16 protein-coding genes and 3 tRNA genes are annotated in these 16,481 nt (G+C 49.4%); 13 read left to right on the top strand and 6 right to left on the bottom strand.

Translation table 11 applies throughout. The annotated features are described in order from the left end of the window. The first annotated feature begins 1 nt into the window (after position 1). The 4 genes from ACI77B_RS00535 to ACI77B_RS00520 all read left to right on the top strand — a co-directional run bounded on the left by ACI77B_RS00535 (position 2) and on the right by ACI77B_RS00520 (position 2,925). Entirely contained in the window at positions 2–298 is a 297-nt protein-coding gene (locus ACI77B_RS00535; protein WP_409336883.1) for a YggT family protein, read from the top strand. Between the two features lie 23 nt (positions 299–321). After that, positions 322–1,389 carry a DivIVA domain-containing protein gene (locus tag ACI77B_RS00530; protein WP_409336882.1) on the top strand — a complete coding sequence of 356 codons (1,068 nt, stop codon included), beginning with the start codon at positions 322–324 and terminating at the stop codon, positions 1,387–1,389. Positions 1,390–1,504: 115 nt separating this feature from the next. Beyond that, a complete protein-coding gene (gene lspA, locus ACI77B_RS00525; protein WP_409336881.1) occupies positions 1,505–1,975 on the top strand; it encodes a signal peptidase II in 471 nt (156 codons plus the stop codon). Then, a complete protein-coding gene (locus ACI77B_RS00520) occupies positions 1,975–2,925 on the top strand; it encodes an RluA family pseudouridine synthase (protein WP_409336880.1) in 951 nt (316 codons plus the stop codon). The genes lspA and ACI77B_RS00520 overlap by 1 nt, the downstream gene beginning before the upstream one ends. Before the next feature lie 137 nt (positions 2,926–3,062). On the opposite strand, the gene ACI77B_RS00515 is transcribed toward ACI77B_RS00520, so the two are convergent. Continuing rightward, complete coding sequence (locus ACI77B_RS00515; protein ID WP_409336879.1) at positions 3,063–3,263, bottom strand: hypothetical protein; 201 nt, start codon at positions 3,261–3,263, stop codon at positions 3,063–3,065. Positions 3,264–3,637: 374 nt separating this feature from the next. Between ACI77B_RS00515 and ACI77B_RS00510 the strand changes: the two genes are divergently transcribed. Next, positions 3,638–4,585: a GTP pyrophosphokinase gene (locus ACI77B_RS00510; RefSeq protein WP_409336878.1), complete on the top strand. Its 948-nt coding sequence runs from the start codon at positions 3,638–3,640 to the stop codon at positions 4,583–4,585. Positions 4,586–4,779: 194 nt separating this feature from the next. Here the strand turns inward: ACI77B_RS00510 and ACI77B_RS00505 are convergent, their stop codons facing one another. Then, entirely contained in the window at positions 4,780–6,465 is a 1,686-nt protein-coding gene (locus tag ACI77B_RS00505; protein ID WP_409336877.1) for an Rqc2 family fibronectin-binding protein, read from the bottom strand. A 213-nt stretch (positions 6,466–6,678) separates the two neighbouring features. On the opposite strand from ACI77B_RS00505, the gene ACI77B_RS00500 reads away from it, so the two are divergent. The 7 genes from ACI77B_RS00500 to ACI77B_RS00470 all read left to right on the top strand — a co-directional run bounded on the left by ACI77B_RS00500 (position 6,679) and on the right by ACI77B_RS00470 (position 11,328). Further along, a complete protein-coding gene (locus tag ACI77B_RS00500; RefSeq protein ID WP_409336876.1) occupies positions 6,679–7,566 on the top strand; it encodes a YicC/YloC family endoribonuclease in 888 nt (295 codons plus the stop codon). 80 nt (positions 7,567–7,646) lie between these two features. Continuing rightward, complete coding sequence (gene gmk / locus ACI77B_RS00495) at positions 7,647–8,267, top strand: guanylate kinase (RefSeq protein WP_409336875.1); 621 nt, start codon at positions 7,647–7,649, stop codon at positions 8,265–8,267. A 265-nt stretch (positions 8,268–8,532) separates the two neighbouring features. Further along, positions 8,533–8,925 (top strand): DNA-directed RNA polymerase subunit omega, encoded by a 393-nt coding sequence (gene rpoZ, locus ACI77B_RS00490; RefSeq protein ID WP_409336874.1) that lies wholly within the window; start codon positions 8,533–8,535, stop codon positions 8,923–8,925. 120 nt (positions 8,926–9,045) lie between these two features. Then, the gene (locus ACI77B_RS00485) at positions 9,046–10,833 is read left to right on the top strand and encodes a M20/M25/M40 family metallo-hydrolase (RefSeq protein WP_409336873.1); all 1,788 of its coding nucleotides are present in this window, start codon (positions 9,046–9,048) and stop codon (positions 10,831–10,833) included. Between the two features lie 221 nt (positions 10,834–11,054). Further along, positions 11,055–11,126, top strand: a tRNA-Asn gene (locus ACI77B_RS00480). A 10-nt stretch (positions 11,127–11,136) separates the two neighbouring features. Continuing rightward, a tRNA-Leu gene (locus ACI77B_RS00475) sits at positions 11,137–11,222 on the top strand. Positions 11,223–11,252: 30 nt separating this feature from the next. Next, a tRNA-Met gene (locus ACI77B_RS00470) sits at positions 11,253–11,328 on the top strand. 646 nt (positions 11,329–11,974) lie between these two features. Here ACI77B_RS00470 and ACI77B_RS00465 read toward each other — a convergent pair. The 4 genes from ACI77B_RS00465 to ACI77B_RS00450 form a co-directional block, all read right to left on the bottom strand. Next, the gene (locus ACI77B_RS00465) at positions 11,975–12,523 is read right to left on the bottom strand and encodes a glycoside hydrolase family 5 protein (protein ID WP_409336872.1); all 549 of its coding nucleotides are present in this window, start codon (positions 12,521–12,523) and stop codon (positions 11,975–11,977) included. A gap of 96 nt (positions 12,524–12,619) precedes the next feature. Continuing rightward, the gene (locus ACI77B_RS00460; RefSeq protein WP_409336871.1) at positions 12,620–13,045 is read right to left on the bottom strand and encodes a putative toxin-antitoxin system toxin component, PIN family; all 426 of its coding nucleotides are present in this window, start codon (positions 13,043–13,045) and stop codon (positions 12,620–12,622) included. A gap of 11 nt (positions 13,046–13,056) precedes the next feature. Continuing rightward, positions 13,057–13,338 carry a type II toxin-antitoxin system RelB/DinJ family antitoxin gene (locus tag ACI77B_RS00455; protein ID WP_409336870.1) on the bottom strand — a complete coding sequence of 94 codons (282 nt, stop codon included), beginning with the start codon at positions 13,336–13,338 and terminating at the stop codon, positions 13,057–13,059. A gap of 361 nt (positions 13,339–13,699) precedes the next feature. Beyond that, positions 13,700–14,227, bottom strand: a complete 528-nt coding sequence (locus tag ACI77B_RS00450) for a rhodanese-like domain-containing protein (RefSeq protein WP_409336869.1) — start codon at positions 14,225–14,227, stop codon at positions 13,700–13,702. 289 nt (positions 14,228–14,516) lie between these two features. Between ACI77B_RS00450 and ACI77B_RS00445 the strand changes: the two genes are divergently transcribed. After that, complete coding sequence (locus ACI77B_RS00445) at positions 14,517–16,415, top strand: hypothetical protein (protein WP_409336868.1); 1,899 nt, start codon at positions 14,517–14,519, stop codon at positions 16,413–16,415. Positions 16,416–16,481 lie beyond the last annotated feature (66 nt).

Raw genomic sequence — 16,481 nt, 5'->3', positions numbered from 1 at the left:
CGTGCAGTTATACCACATACTGGCAACGGCAGTGCATATCTTCTGTGAGCTGATCATCTGGGCGATGATCATTCAGGCAGTACTGAGCTGGTTCGTCCGGGACATGCATTCCGGACTGGCGAAGTTCTACATGGGACTTACCCGCTTTACAGAACCCTTTGTTGCTCCCTGCAGGAAACTGCTGTACCGTCTGAACATCAACACAGGAATATTTGATTTTTCGCTGCTGGTTGCGTTTCTGTTTATTGAAATCATAGAAAAAGTGGTGATCCGCCTTCTCGGCGTGATTCTGCTGTAGGCGATGAAAAGAAAGGAAGCGGCATGGTAACACCTAAAGATATTCAGGTAAAGCAGTTCGCACTCTCAATGCGCGGCTATAACAAGCGCGAGGTGGACGAATTCTTAGACGCCATCACGATCGACTATCAGAATGTGATTGAAGAGAAAGCGCGTCTGGAACAGGAAAATAAAGACTTGAAATCCCGGCTGGAAGAGTCGCAGAAGAATGAGCATTCCGTGATGAACACGCTGGAACAGGCAAAGCGTCTGATGAGCGACATTTCCGAGAGCGCAGAGAAGCGTGCGGAAGTCATCATCAAGAACGCGCATCTGGACGCACAGACCATCACCAGAAATGCCAAGGATTCTGTTGCGACATACACCGAGCAGAGCGAGCAGATGAAGAACAAGCTCGCCGGCTTCCGTGCCCGCTTCAAACAGTTCATGAACGACGAGATGGGCCGTATGGATTCCACCGTTGAGGAGCTTTTTGCCGACCTGGGTGAGATCGTACCGGATATGGCTGAACTGGACAGCAGAAATACGGAGAATTACCGCCAGCAGAGCAGTAAACCGCAGCCTTCTTCCGGGCGCAGCAGTTTTCCGTCCGCGTCTGAGCGCAGCCTCCCTTCCTCCGACAAAATGGACGAGACAAGGGTGTTCTCGGTATCGGGAGATGAGCCGGATTCTGCGTCCCGCAGCCGTGAGAAGAATGCGGACCATACCATGGTTTTCGGCCGCGATGAACTGAAAAACGCATCATCTGGTCAGACAGATTCATCTGCAGACAGCGGATCCTATGAGAAATACAGCCTTGAAGACTTGTTTAAGGATGACGACAGCAGTTCCGCTTCATCCGATCATACGATGGTTTTCTCCAAAGAAAAGATTACCGATGAATTCGGTTCGGAAGAGCCGGTTATGGAAGACAGAAAAACAGATGCCTCCAGGGCGGCTTCCAATGAGCCGGATACTTCCTGGCTGAAGGACGCACCGGACGAATCGGCTGTTCAGACACCGAAGGCCGGACGCAGACCATTCAGTGGAAAAGGAGAAACCGTTGTCATGGATAAGAACGATTTTCTCAAGGAATTTGACAAGCATAAGTAAACAGCAGAATAACATTTTCATCATTCATCAGAGGATGAAATGATCATGAAGATCGCGAGGCATTGTTCTGTCTCGCGATTTCTGCAGAATAGAGTAGTTTAAGGAAATTTTACATATGGGTTATTTTTTGACTGCGGTATTGATATTTGCACTGGATCAGGGAAGCAAGATTCTGATCCGGTCACGTATGATGCCGGGAGACCAGTTTTCCGTGATTCACGGACTTCTCTCCATTCACTACATTCAGAATCAGGGTGCGGCATTCGGGATTCTCTCGTCATCCGGACATCTGCTGGAGACGATACCGATTGTTGTGATTATTGCCGTTCTGATTGTCGTGCTGATAAATAAATATATGCATCCTTTCTGTAAGTACGCGCTGATTCTGATCGCCGTTGGAGGCCTGGGAAATCTGACCGATCGTGTTTTATTCGGAAAGGTTACCGATATGATCAGCATCAGCTTTTTCCCTCCGATCTTTAATGTTGCAGATATCGCAATTACAACAGGATGCATCATGATTGCGGTATACGTACTTTTTGGTGAGCGCTTCCGCAAATCTTCTGCTTACAGGAGAAAAAGATAATGCGGGAATTTAAATTTACAGTAAACAGTGAGGAAGCCGGGAAACGGCTGGATAAAGTCATTACAGACAGACTGACGGGCTATTCCCGCTCTCAGGTGAAAAAGCTCTTTGAGCTGGGAAATGTCTATGTCGATCATAAGGATGTGAGCGCCGGAAAGCAGAAGGTGGAAGAAGGGATGCAGGTGCATCTGAGGATTCCCCAGCAGGAAAATTTTGAGATCCGGCCGGAAAATATCCCGATCAATATCGTCTATGAAGACGAGGATGTTCTGGTGGTCAATAAGCCGCGGGGAATGGTGGTTCATCCGGCTCCGGGAAATTACAGCGGGACGCTGGTGAATGCACTTCTGTATTATCCGGGAAAGGAACATCTGTCCGATGTGAACGGCGATGTCCGGCCTGGAATCGTGCACCGGATAGATAAAGACACCAGCGGTCTGCTCATGGTCGCGAAGAATAATGAGGCGCATAAAAGCCTTGCAGAGCAGCTGTATGTGCATTCGATCCGCAGACAGTACATTGCCCTGGTGCAGGATAATATCAAAGACGATGACGGTACGATAGACGCGCCGATCGGAAGAGACAGAAAAAATCGCATGAAACGCAGCGTCAACGGAGAAAATCCGAAACGGGCGGTCACACATTTTCACGTGCTGGAGCGGTTTGGCTTCTGCACACTGATTGCCTGTCAGCTGGAAACAGGGAGAACCCATCAGATCCGTGTGCACATGTCATCCATCAAGCATCCGCTTGTGGGAGATCCGATGTACGGCTCCAGAAAGACCTGGAAGGGCCAGATGGCCCAGCTGCTGTCCCGGATGCAGGGGCAGCTCCTCCACGCGCAGATCCTCGGCTTCAATCATCCGCGGACCGGAAAATATATGGAATTCCGGGCTCCGCTTCCGGAAGAGTTTGAGAAGGTTCTGGCATATCTGAGAGAGAAGCGCTGACCATCAGACAAAAGAAAAAAGCAAGGCCGGATTCCGGCAGACCGATAAGTCGTACGTGTGTGTTCATGACGGTGACCGGCTTCCGATTTCATTTCGTGACAGCTGGAGATCCGCCGGAATCCTGAATGACTGCCGGATCAGATATACGGCATGCTGCTTCTGCGCGGCTGCTCTGCGGCATACTGCGCCGGAATCGTCCGGCAGCGCAGATCCGGGAGATGGATGTCTCCGCTCAGATGCATGGATCGGACGACCGACAGGCAGTCTCTGCAGATGACGCCTCCTTTGAATGTCTGATTTCCGTTGAGATTCCCGCACAGGGAACAGAATTCACTCATCACCTTACCTCCTTTCTGCGTCTATCATAGGAAATGGCAGATATGGGGACAAGCGCAAAAGTGCAGTATATATCAGAATTGTGTCCGGACAGGCAGCTTTTGAATGGGAAAAGCTCTTGCCCGTTTTTCTTTTGTCCGAAAAAGATGTGGGCGGAGAGAAACGAAAAGTCCGGGTGCAGAAGGCTCTCGTCCGACAGACCAAAAAGAAATGAAGTTGTATATGATAAAATACAATAAAAGGCAGGTTTCACATAAAGAACACGGATAATTTGATAATATATTAACAAAATCGGGTATAATGAATATAGTTGGGGTAGAATAGAAATAGAAAGCAGCAGGTTTTAAAGAGCTGTAATATGGTAGAGGAGATTATTATGTCTGAAACAATGCAAAATCGTCTGCAGCACCAGTCCGGAGCGGGTGCTTTTCCGCATGCGGGGTACATGCCGGTGGACCGGTCCGGGAAGAAGGAAAAGGATGCGGCTGCATGCGGTTCAGATGCACCGCAGAATGATCAGACCGCTTCCGGGATGAGTCCTGAGAATGTTCAGAAGGCAGAAAAGAAGATGCTGGAAGGCATTACCCAGGAAGAAATCAACGAGGCTATGCTGGAAATCGCACATTCTCATCCGGAAACCGTGCTGACCCGTCAGGAAGGTTTTGATGTCCTGATGATGCGCTACGATTCCGCGATTCGTGAAGTCAGGACCAAGCTGGAAATTCTGAACGAAGAGATGAGCCTCCGCGGAGATTCCAACCCGATTTCTTCCATCATTACCAGAAGAAAAAAACCGCAGAGCATTTATGAGAAGCTGATCCGTCAGGGAAATGAGATTTCCGTCAAGTCGATTGAAGAGAATTTGAACGATGTGGCCGGTGTGCGCGTGATCTGCCCCTTCCAGGATGATATTTATAAAGTGGCAAAGATGCTCGCCCAGCAGGACGACATTACGCTGATTCAGGTGAAGGATTACATCAAGCATCCGAAGCCGAACGGCTACAGAAGCTTCCACATGATCGTCGAAGTTCCCGTGTTCTTCTCCAATGAAAAGCGTCCGATGCGTGTCGAGGTGCAGATCAGGACAGTCGCCATGGATTACTGGGCGAGCCTGGAGCACAGAATGAAATACAAGAAGGCGCTTCCGGTGGAGACCACGGCAGCGATTTACGACGATCTGAAGAAATGCGCCGACACGATCGCCGACACCGACGCCAAGATGCTGCAGATCAGAGAGCGCATCAATATTCTGGAGCGTGAGCATAAAGCGACACGCCTGGATGAGAAGAACGAGCGTCCGGATTCAGCAGTGATGTATAAATAACATTGCGTTATTCTGACTGAAAAAGAAAAAGAAACGGGCATCGGCCCGGGATATCGAAAATCCCGGGCCGATGTCCGTATTTTTGTCTGAAATGAAGATAATAACAAGGCTGCCGGCTATACGCCCGGCGCTTCGATGGCGGCATGCCGTCCCCTGCCGGGCAGACGGCCGGTGAAAAAAGGATTTTGATTTCGTTACCCTTTCTGTCCGTCCGGCTCTTTCGGGTTGACGTAGACCGTACGGTTGTGGGTGAAAATCACCATGCCCGGTTTGGCGCCGTTCGGCTTCTTCACGTAGCGGACGCGGACGTAGTCTACCGGCACGTTCTCCGACGTCCTGGCCTTGCTGTGGTAAGCGGCAAGGGCGGCGGCTTCCATGACGGCGGTTTCCGTCAGTTCCTTCCCCTGGGTTTCCAGGATGACGTGAGAGCCCGGAATGTCCTTTGTGTGCAGCCAGTAGTCATTCTTCGATGCCAGTTTCAGCGTCAGTGCATCGTTTTCCTTATTATTCCGTCCAACCAGAACCGTGAATCCGTCGCTGGTCTGATACTTCAGCGGGTGCGGGCGGAACTTCGGCTTTTTCCGGCGGTTTGCGGCCTTGCGCGGACGGATCCAGCCCTCTTCCTCCAGTTCCTGGCGCAGATCCTCAATGTCCCGGATGCTGTCCGTATTATTCAGATAGGTGTAGACCGATTCCAGATAATCGATATTCTCCTGATTTTCCTTCAGCTGCGCCTTCTTCTCATGGACGGCGGTTTTTGCCTTACCGTACTGCTTGAAGTAATTCTGCGCATTCTTATTCGGAGACCAGCGGGGATCCAGCGGAATCGTGATTTCCTTACCGTTATAGTAATTCGTCACCGTAACTTCCTTCATGCCTGGCTGAATCAGATGCATGTTCGCCGTCAAAAGCTCACCGTAGAGCCGCAGCTGGTCCGAGTTTTCCGCCTTCAGCAGATCCTCGTTCAGGCGCTGTTTCTTCAGATACAGCTTGTCCAGGCGGTTCTTCACCGAGTGCACCAGACTGTGGGATTTCTGCCGCGCGCGGTTGGTCGCATTCCGGTGCTCATAGAAATATCCGCAGGCATGGCTCAGCGAGTCGAAGTCCAGGCGCTTGCAGCTGTTTTCATATTCAGAGAGCGGTGCCATGTAGAATTCCACCGGTTTTCCCTGTTCATCCTCATAGACCACAGGTTCCAGCGCATTGTCCTCAATTCTCGACAAAAATTTCCTGAGCAGGGCGTAACGGTGGGGCGCTGCGAACAGTTCTCTCGCGAAACACGGCGCGATTCCTCCGACTTTTGACAGAAGCGCCTTCGGCGTATCTCCCGCGTTTTCCAGCTCTTCCTCCGTGATTTCCCGGAAGGGAATCTTGTTCTGCGAAGGCGGATAGCTGTAGGTCATGCCCGGCAGCACCTGACGCGCCCGGCTCTCATCCAGGGAAATCTTTTTGATGCAGTCAATGATTTTTCCTGTGGACATCTCCACCAGCACGATGTTGCTGTGCTTTCCCATGATCTCAAAAATCAGTTTTTTATTCACGGTGAATCCCAGTTCATTCAGTGTTTCCACGCTGATCTCCAGGATTCTTTCCGAATCCTTCTGCTCCACGCTGGTGATCCGCCCGCTCTGCAGATGCTTTCTCAACAGCATGCAGAATGGCAGCGGCGCCGGGGGATTCAGCGGATTCTTATCGATCAGACGCACACAGGACGCGGAAGAATCCACAGTCGCGTACAGCCTCCTGTTCCCGTTTTTTGTATGAATATGCAGAACCAGTTCGCTGGATTCCGGCTGGTAAATCTTATCAATCTTTCCGTATAATATCTGTTCACGGAGTTCTCCGGCCATTGCAGCGGTTACGATTCCGTCAAATGCCATAACAATCAGCTCCTTATCTTAATCACGGCCTTGCCCGTGTATATTTTGTCCCTGAAATTCTCTTCAGAAAATGGTCTGTGCCTTAAAAATCCAAAGCGGCAGGGCACAGTATTATCATTATATGCTTATCGGTCTGCAATTGTAAAGAGATGAACCCTGTGTTAAAATAATCATAAGTATGCATGATTGAAAAATAGCGGGAGGCAAGGAAAAATGATCAGAAGCATGACAGGGTTTGGACGCGGTGAATACCGGGATGAGGAGCGTTCTGTGACGGCGGAAATCCGCTCGGTTAATCACCGCTACTGCGATGTTGCGGTGAAGCTGCCATACGCCTATTCGTTTGCGGAGGATCCGGTCAGAAAGGCCGTGAAGAAACATATCCGGCGCGGAAAGGCGGACTGCAGAATCACGATCGATCTGCTGAAGGACAGCGATGTGAAGATTTCACTCAACCGTCCGGTTCTGGATCAGTATATGGACAGCCTGCGCAGGATGAAGGATGAATATCAGCTTGAGGGGGATATTTCCGTAAGTCTCGCGGCATCGCTTCCGGATGTGTTTAAGGAAGAGCCTTCGGTGGCAGATGAAGAGGCCATTGTGAAGGCCTGTGAAGCGGCGGCGGAGCAGGCGGCAGAAAACCTGAGCGGCATGCGGCTGATCGAGGGCGAGAAGCTCGCAAAGGATCTTCTGATGCGGGCCGATCTGGTAAAGGGCTATGTGGAATCGATCGAGAAGCGTTCCGAGCACGTGCCGGAAGAATACCGGGACAAGCTGCAGGAGCGGATTAAGGACCTGCTTTCCGATTCTTCCGTGGAAGTTCCGGAAGACCGCCTGGCCGTGGAAGTCGCGATGTTTGTGGACAAGGCCAATATCACGGAGGAGCTGATCCGCCTGAAGAGCCATCTGGACCAGATGAAGGCGATTATCTCCAGCGATGAAGAGGCCGACGGAAAGAAGCTGGATTTCCTGGTTCAGGAGATGAACCGCGAGGCAAATACCATCGGGTCCAAGGCCAATGACCTGGACATTACCCGCCTGGTTCTCAAGTGCAAGGCAGAGATTGAGAAAATCCGCGAACAGGTGCAGAATATCGAATAGCGCCGGGAAAATCAGTTGAAATACAGCGGTTTTCATGCTAAAATAAGAGTTCGTAGTAAGAGGCATTTGGAGGAATTCGGATGAGCGAAAAACGCGGAAAACTTTTTGTTATTTCAGGTCCGTCCGGTGCGGGCAAGGGCACCATCTGCAAGAGGCTGATGGAGGACAGTGATCCTGAAGATCTGGCTCTTTCCGTATCGATGACGACCAGAAAGCCGAGAGAAGGAGAAGTCGACGGAGTCAGCTACTTCTTTAAGACAAAGGAAGAATTCGAGCAGGAAATCGAACGCGGAGGTCTTCTGGAATATGCGGCCGTTTATGAGAACTATTACGGCACGCCGAAGGCTTATGTGGAAGAAAAGCTGAAGGCCGGCACAGATGTCATTCTGGAAATTGATATTCAGGGCGCGATGAACGTGAAGAAGTCAAGGCCGGAAAGCACATTTATCTTTATTCTGCCGCCTTCCATGGATGTTCTCAGAAAACGTCTGATCGGACGCGGAACGGAAACGGAAGAGGCTGTAGAGCTGAGACTTTCCAAGACAAAAAGTGAGGTTTCTCACATCAGAGACTATGACTATTATGTGGTAAACGATGATCTGGATCGGGCCGTTGCTGAGGCCAAGGCGATTTTTACCGCTGAGCATCAGAAGGTGGAAGACGGCGTATCCGAGCTGCTGAAGAATTACGGCGCAGAGTAAGAGAAGGCTGTAATCTGCTGGCAGAGACCAGGAAAGGTCGTCGCAGCATTCATTATTCAGGAAAACAGAAATCCGGCAGGAGTGAGGCAGGATGACGAAAAGCGGTTTTTCGCGGAGCGTCCGTTTCAGCGGCCGGAGAGTCACGATATATAGAGAACACTGCACAGAAGACAGGGGCAGGCCGGAAAAGCTGCAGGGAACACGTCAGAAAGGATGCGGCCTTGCGCGGGAGGGTTTTGTCTGCGGAAACAGGAGGAGAAGCAACATGTCCATGTTATATCCATCAATTAATGAGTTGAAGAAAAAAGTCGACAGTCCGTACACACTGTGCATTCTGGCGGCGAAGCGTGCGAGAGATCTGATCGACGGAAAGCCGGAACTGACAGAATGTAATAGCCCACGTCCGGTTTCCAAGGCCGCAGAGGATATCTATGAGGATATGATCACTTACAAGCGTCCGGCTATCGCGCTGGCGGATGAGGCTGAGGACATCGGAATGAACCTTGAAGAACTGGCGGAACAGGTCGGCGCTGAACCGCTCACAGCGGAAGAAATTTCCCAGCTGAAGGCTGAGGGAGACACCGATATTCTCGGAGATGCTGCCGGTGAAGACGTTCAGGAAGACGCGCCGGAAGAGGAAGAAACTCCGGAAGAGTAACGAAAGGCGGATGCAATGGACACAGAAATGTGTGCAGATTGAAAGAGAGAGGCTGCAGCCCCGTAATGGGGCCGCGGTCTTTTTGTGGTTTTCGTGACGGTGTAAGGATGGGGAAAATATATGGATAAGCACAGCATATCATTTATGGAGGCTCTGGGGAATCTGGACCCGGAGCCAAAGGATGTATTTCAGTATTTCAGGGAACTGTCGAAGATTCCGAGGGCATCGCGCAGCACGGACCAGGCGGCCGGCTATCTTCTGTCCTTCGCGGAGAAGCGGAAGCTCCCGTGCACGGTGGATGCCTGTAATAATGTGGTGATCATCAAAGCGGCATCGGAAGGCATGGAAGATCGTCCGCCGGTCATGCTCCAGGCGCATATGGATATGGTTCTGGAAGTGTCGGAACAGGCTGATAAAGACCCGCGGACCCATGGGATTTCCACCTATACGGACGGGGACTGGATGAAGGCGAGGGGCACGACACTGGGCGCGGACGACGGAATCGGCTGTGCGATGATGCTTGCCGTTCTTGCTGACGATACTCTCCGCCATCCAAGGATTGAGGCGGTGTTTACTTCCGATGAGGAGATCGGCATGAAGGGGGCAGAGCGCATGGATGATCATATTCTGAGGGCGCTGAGTGCCCGCCGCTGCATCAATCTGGATACGCATGAGGAAGGAAAGCTGGTTCTGGGAAGCACCGGCGGGATGTCTGTGGAGACGGTGATTCCGATTAAGAGAAAACCGTTTTCAGGAAGTATTGCCTGCAGAATTTCTGTGCGGGGGCTGAAAGGCGGGCACAGCGGCCGGGATATTATGGAAGGAAGGGGAAACGCCCTCATGCTGCTGGGACGTGTCCTCTACGAGCTTTTCCATACAGCGCCGCTGCGTCTGGTGAACATTCACAGCACAGAACGCCTGAATGTCATTCCGGCACATGCGGAGGCAGATATTGTGACCACGCCGCAGGGGGTTCCGCGCATCACGGAAATCAGTGAAAAGCTGCAGGATATTCTGAGTAAAGAATACGTGGATACGGATCCAGGTCTGCAGATTGAAGTTGATATCATGGATGAAGGCGGCGCAGGGCCGTCTGCAGCGGGAACAGCTGCTGCCGGAGCTGCCGGCCTTTCAGGCGGACAGGGCATGAGAAATTCCGCGGAGGGAAGACGAACTGCGGTGGGAGATTCCTTCTTCAGCGGCTCCGGCAGAAGTGCAGGAAACTCTGGAAAAGCCGCTGCTGCCGATGATTCCTTCTGGCAGAAAGCCGCAAAAAAACAGGTGGTCATGCATACGAATACGGTGGTTTCTGCGGGCACCCAGCTGCCGCCGGAGCCGGATGTGCGGATCTACCGCCGCGTCGGCGAAAAAGAAAGTCTGCAGATTCCCCTCGATGAAAAGAGCACCCGCGCCATCCTGGCCTACTTTATGTGCCTGCCGCGCGGCGTCATCCGTATGAGTCCGGTTTACAGCGGCCTTCCGGAAGTTTCCACAGTGACTTCACAGGCAGAGCTGCGCCGGAACGAATTTCACGCCTGGGGCTTGATCAGAAGCTTTTCCGAGACCCGGAAATACTTCCTTGCCGAGCGCATCGAGACACTGGCAGAAACCCTCGAAGGCGACATCATGACCTACGACAACTACCACGCCTGGAACGCGCCGGCCGATTCTCCGCTGGCCGATGCATTCGCAAAGGCGTATGAAGAAGAAACCGGAAAAGCCCCGGAGCGCACTGCCGCTCCGGCAAGCCTCGAGTGCGGCGTGCTCTGCAGCCAGCTTGGAGAAGACCTGGATATCATTTCCGTCGGCCCGACCGTAGAAAACGACCACTCCATCTACGAGCGCCTGTCCCTCTCTTCAACAAAACAGTCCTATCAGGTGCTGAAGCGCCTGCTGGCGGAGCTGTAGAAAAGTATGAACAATCCCGAAGGCCGGAATATGCCGGCCTTCGGGATTGCTATTATCGTTGAAATCATAGTGTTTACAGCCTTTGAGAACAATCACCATCAAATCATTTAAAATTTTTTCGAAAAAACTTTAAAATAAATCGTAAAATAGTGTTGACAATATACCGGATATGCGGTATATTAATATCGTTGTCACTGAGGTGAGCGCAGTGAGCACGATAATCCGAAGTAGCTCAATGGTGGAGCAACCGGCTGTTAACCGGTAGGCTGTGGGTTCGAGCCCCACCTTCGGAGTTCTTATTTTGCCGGTGTGGCGGAATTGGCAGACGCACAGGACTTAAAATCCTGAGGTCTTTATCGACCGTACCGGTTCGACCCCGGTCACCGGCATCTTATTAAATGATCCGGCGGGGTCTTCGTCGCGGGGTAGAGCAGTTGGTAGCTCGTCGGGCTCATAACCCGGAGGTCGCAGGTTCAAGTCCTGCCTCCGCAACCACATTTCAAAAGCCTGTAGTCGTTGAAATCAGCGTGCTACAGGCTTTTTTTCATGCTTGAGTTATATGTATCTAATCATAACCTTTCTATTTTTGACCGGTTTCTGACCAGTCCTGGGACCGTTTTCGGGTACGTTTTTGAATTTACTTCATATACAGGAAGATTACAATGTGTGTAAAGAGGTGTGTGTCAAGGTGCTGGACGAAACAGCATGCGGGGGGGCGGGGCTGCAGCCCCCGCTGCTTGAGAGATGAGAGATACTGCTCTGTACCGACATGGCAGCAAGTGACAAAAGGCACTTTCGATTTTTTTGTTTTCAAAATGGCAAAAATAATATAATTTTCAACGGGAGAGAGGAGTTTTGCCGGCTGCGAATGGGTTCTCGTGTTTTCAGCGGAAGGAAAGTTCAAGTTTATATTCTTTGTATTTGACTTTGCGTTCATGTTGATTATATTTAAATGATATAAATGTTAATTTATTGAACACTTTGTCTTGTATCATATGAAAATAACGGGAAATGTTGACAATCCCCGTTATTTTTACATTTTCTGTCTGATCATGAAAGCGTAATTTAAGCGTGCACAATACAATCCGTTGAGGAGCCATGATTATTTTATTATTTCGCAACCGATTTTTTCAAACTCCTCTCAGACGTTTTGGAAATGCAGGAAAATCCGCAAATGGAAACGCCGCGCTCTCTTGGTTGTCGGGCATGACACAGAAAAAGGGCAGCTGCCTGATGTGCATTTGAGTATAGTGCAGCCGTTCGGCTCGTTGCAGATTTCATAGAGCACATGGCCGTTGCCGCGGTACCTTTTCGCCATCTTGGTAAAGAAAGCTTTTGCCGCCTTCCGGTGGCTGTTCGGATTGCCGTCGGACAGGATGTGCCAGTCGATGATGACGTACATACCGAGCGAGGACGCCGCCTTCACGCCCCGGTCCAGCACCACCTCAAGCTGCGCCTTATCCCCGCCGGAGGTGTAGCCGCCGTATTCCTGAGTGTACATCGCCAGCCGGACGCAGTTCGCGCCCCAGCCGTCCCGCAGCGTCTTAAACGCCGCCCGATTCACGTACTGCGGATACCAAGCGATGCCGTGCGTGCTCACGCCCTTCAGCTGGACGGTTTTCCCATGGCTGTCAGTGAGATTGACACCCTTTACACGCGCCATGCTTCGTGTAGGAAGCCGCCGCGGCACAGGCGGGAGCATTCAGCCCGGACAAAATCAACACGCCAAGGAGTAGCATTGCAAGCGCCGCGGTCAGGATTTTTCGTGGTGTCTTCAGTTTCATAGTTATTGCCTCTCATTAGATTCTGAAAGAATAATATCAAGCATCTGGCGTGGTGTTACAACGAATGGTTTCACAGGAAAATGTCGGGAATTTCCGGTTATGAGATAAGCGTCAGTCTCTTTTCTGGCCTCCATTGTGACCTCGTAGAATACTTTGTCCTTAGGATCCGGGAGATCAATGTCAAGATGTTCTTCTGAAATATTGACTGCGTGGATTTCTATTTCTTCAACGATATTACTTACAATTGTTTCTGTCAGATGAAATTTTGGCCGGAGCAGAACAGCCTGGTATTCATTCATGATTGCCTTGTTTACCAGAGGAATAATTACATCGTTAAAGGCGAGATCAATAATAGTACCCGGAATGGATTTCCATTTCAGAGCAGCTGAAACCAATACGTTTGTATCTATCACAGCATAATACTTCAAAACCGGACACCTCACTCTCTGGATTTTGCAATTTCTGCATTAATTTCATCAAGTGACATGTCTGAAATTCCATGTTCTTCTGCAATACGGCTTGCACGTTTCATTGCTTCGATCCCTTTATTTACCGGTTTTGAATCGATTTTCATGCTGAAAGGAATTCCCCTGGCACTTACCAGTCGGGAAACACACATTCTGAGATAAGAAGGCATATCCAAACCCAGCTGCTGGAGAATACCGACTGCTTCAGCTCTTTCTGTTTCGTCTGCACGGAACTGAATTAATGTATTTGCCATATTAAGCACCTCCTGTTCTGATTATATTATATACATTTGAAAGCAATTGAAAACATATGAAGTGAAATTTTAATATTTATCGGTCCGTGTACCGGTCATAATATCCGTTTCCGTCAAATGCGAATTCTGTATCCGGACTGGAAAAGAATTTTTCGGGTACAAAGGCAAGGATGGCGATGGCTGCACAGAAAGACCGGAAGAAATTTACCAGAGCGCATCGCAGAGCCTGAGAATTATCGCTGATGCAGTAAAGGGATAAGAAAAAAAGAGCTCCCGTACTTTTACGGAAGCCCTTGGCATCTGACGGATATTCTATGCATTCAGCACCCCGTCCGCCGCGGAGGTAAAACATAAACCGTGATTATTTGCTTGCAACCAGCTCGTATCCAGCATCAAGCCATGCAGCAAGTCCGCCCGGCTGACGATATACTTTCTTATAGCCCTTCTTAACCAGGTAAGCTGCGCCGAGATCAGAACGCGGGCATCCAACGAATCCGCAGTAAACAACGATTCTTGCCTTCTTATTCTTTCCGGCAGCCTTGATCAGAGCCTTCTTCTGTGCAGAAGTGAATTCCTTTGTTGTCATAGGAACCGTTACGTTTACAGCTCCAGGAATGTGCTGCTTTGCAAAAGAGTCTGCAGGCATTGTATCGATGAGGACCATCTTTGTTCCCTTTGTTACCCATTTATGCAGTGTAGCTGTGTTAACAAGCTTATACTTTCCTGCCTTTGTCTGTGTAACGAGGTTCATTGCTGCAGTTTCAATCTTCTGCTCGTTACCATCAGGTTTTGCCGTTCCGAATGTTGCAGAATCAGCGAATACGCCGATTGCTGAGAATGCAACAACGAGGACGAATGCCATAATCAGGACACTAATCTTCTTTTTCATGATGTTTCTCCTTTTTCATTGATAAGGTGATACAGCTTATTTTGTTAAATCAATTATAGCAATTATGAAAATGCTGTTCAAGAACGATTCTGAATATAGACAAAATTTATATTAGCAAGGAGATAAACCGTGTGTATACAATAGATTGCAACAATTCAACTGTCCGATAATAATCACTCTTGCTGGCAGATGTGCTGGAATAGATTGACGAATAATCTACTTAAGATATAATGAAAAGAGGCACAATTGTTATTACTTTAAAGAAGCGATATTTCAGGAGAAGAGAATTATGAGCAGTGGAGATGATTTCTGGCATGGACTGAGCCGCGGGCAGTTCGAGGATATGGTCCGGCGCAGTGAAGAACGAAGCAGTCAGTCAGATTCGGATGATTTTAATGACGGATTTGATGATCATTCTGATGATGATTTCAATGATGACTACGGTGATGATGACTATGATGGCTATGGCGATGATGCTGATGACGATGACTATGATGGAGGGGGATCATCATTTTCCGGATATTCAGGCGGCACTTTCTATACCAGTGAAGAGCGGAAGGAAGAAGGAAAATTCAAGAAACTTAAGAAGCAGGAAAAACTGAACAGCAACTGTCTTCTCGCCTTTCTTCCGCCGGAGGAACAAGAATCTTTATTCCGCAGACATGGTCTGGATCAGATCTGGAATGATATTTCCAGTGGAAAATATTCCATTGAACAGACAGTACCTGCATATGACCAGAATGCATGGATTCATAACTGGGAACATGGAGCCATGTGGCTGATGGCCGCAGACCGGTTCAACTGGCTGATGTGGAAGGCCAATTGTAAAACCAATCCCTGGTATGATTTCTGGAATGAACATGAAATTCGTATGGATCTGACAGAGCTGCCAGCTCTGGATCCAGTGTTTATACCAGATAAACGGCCATATGTTTTTTTAGAGGAATTGTATCAGAAATGCTGGCATGTCGATCCGATCGAGGAAAGAGAGCCTGGAAGACGGAACGATTTCTTGATGAAGCAGCAGAAAAAGATGCAGCGTGAGCAGATGAAAAAGCATTGTGAATTTCTGAGAAATCGGCTTTTCGGCAGTGCTTACGACAGTGGTCTGCAGAAAGCACAATTTATAATATTTCAGAGATTTATCGACTGGGGATCGATGGACGATGAAGAAAAACAGCTCTTCATGAAATATCTGAAATGCTACTTCAGGCCGATTGACTGGTTAGATCTTAAGTATCCAATGGGCGTAGAACGGTGCGATTTTGTAACAGAGGGATTTAACACGGATACTAACGAGCGGGACACTAAATCTCTGCTGGGCAGCCTTATGGGACATACCTATCGTGAGATCGATAACGACACAGCCAGAAAAATTGTTGAGAAGAACCGCATCTTTGATGAATATCGGAGGACCATCCCGGGCTTCGTCGATAAGTATGCAGATCTTCTGCTGGATCTGGATGAATCCTGTGCAGACAAAGCCAACGATCCAGAAATAGAAGCAAGGATAGACGCCTATAATAACGGCCCGCAAATCCGGATCGATCCGGTAAAGACCGATAAAGACGGAAATGTGATAACGACTGCGATGATAGAGCAGCAAAAGAAAGAAGAGGAAGCCCAGAGAGCTGAACAAGAAGAACACAGAAAACAAAGGGCTCTGAAACGCCCCCATCGAAAGAAAATCGTGCGGCGTATTCTTGCCGGCTTTCTTTTGGCCGCCATCGCAATATGCTTCCTCGATTCCGTACCCAACAGAATTTATGCCAGGAATGTATTCCAGAAATACGGCGAGAACGCAGGAACAGACAGCCATGGAAGAGTCAGGAAACTTCCATCATCATTTCATGACGGACAGTCCCTGTCCATCGCGCGTGGAATGAAAGGAAAAGTCTACTATATCTACAACGGAAAGAAAGTCTCCTATGTGTGGCAGAGCGATCGGGAAGATATCAGTAAGCAGTCCTTTGATCATGTCATAGACCGGATGTACGGAAAAGCATATAGTAACGTTAACCTTCAGACCTCCGGGAAAGCGCAGAAGATCAGCGCCAGAGAGTATCCAATGCAGTATTATGAAATTTACACCAGTAAAGGTTTTCCGGCTGTCGAGGGCTTCAGTAAATCCGAACGGGAAAACTGCATGTTTATTCTGATTAAGGAATATGATGATTCGGAAGAATAGGAGCCGAGCAGACTGGGGAATATGGTGAGGGAAAAAAGGTGAATGTTTGAAATTGCTGAAGAAAGA

Origin of the sequence: Eubacterium sp. F2 (assembly GCF_046244355.1) — a bacterium.
Lineage (GTDB): Bacteria > Bacillota > Clostridia > Peptostreptococcales > Anaerovoracaceae > Aminicella.
Note: the sequence above shows the minus strand (reverse complement) of the source record. Positions and strands in the feature narration are given on the sequence as shown.

Coding starts and splice junctions, on each gene's coding strand:
- lspA (WP_409336881.1), top strand. CDS start 1,505: ATGGGTTATTTTTTGACTGCGGTATTGATATTTGCACTGGATCAGGGA.
- ACI77B_RS00530 (WP_409336882.1), top strand. CDS start 322: ATGGTAACACCTAAAGATATTCAGGTAAAGCAGTTCGCACTCTCAATG.
- ACI77B_RS00520 (WP_409336880.1), top strand. CDS start 1,975: ATGCGGGAATTTAAATTTACAGTAAACAGTGAGGAAGCCGGGAAACGG.
- ACI77B_RS00505 (WP_409336877.1), bottom strand. CDS start 6,465: ATGGCATTTGACGGAATCGTAACCGCTGCAATGGCCGGAGAACTCCGT.
- ACI77B_RS00455 (WP_409336870.1), bottom strand. CDS start 13,338: ATGGCAAATACATTAATTCAGTTCCGTGCAGACGAAACAGAAAGAGCT.
- ACI77B_RS00450 (WP_409336869.1), bottom strand. CDS start 14,227: ATGAAAAAGAAGATTAGTGTCCTGATTATGGCATTCGTCCTCGTTGTT.
- ACI77B_RS00485 (WP_409336873.1), top strand. CDS start 9,046: ATGGATAAGCACAGCATATCATTTATGGAGGCTCTGGGGAATCTGGAC.
- rpoZ (WP_409336874.1), top strand. CDS start 8,533: ATGTCCATGTTATATCCATCAATTAATGAGTTGAAGAAAAAAGTCGAC.
- ACI77B_RS00510 (WP_409336878.1), top strand. CDS start 3,638: ATGTCTGAAACAATGCAAAATCGTCTGCAGCACCAGTCCGGAGCGGGT.
- ACI77B_RS00445 (WP_409336868.1), top strand. CDS start 14,517: ATGAGCAGTGGAGATGATTTCTGGCATGGACTGAGCCGCGGGCAGTTC.
- ACI77B_RS00515 (WP_409336879.1), bottom strand. CDS start 3,263: ATGAGTGAATTCTGTTCCCTGTGCGGGAATCTCAACGGAAATCAGACA.
- gmk (WP_409336875.1), top strand. CDS start 7,647: ATGAGCGAAAAACGCGGAAAACTTTTTGTTATTTCAGGTCCGTCCGGT.
- ACI77B_RS00500 (WP_409336876.1), top strand. CDS start 6,679: ATGATCAGAAGCATGACAGGGTTTGGACGCGGTGAATACCGGGATGAG.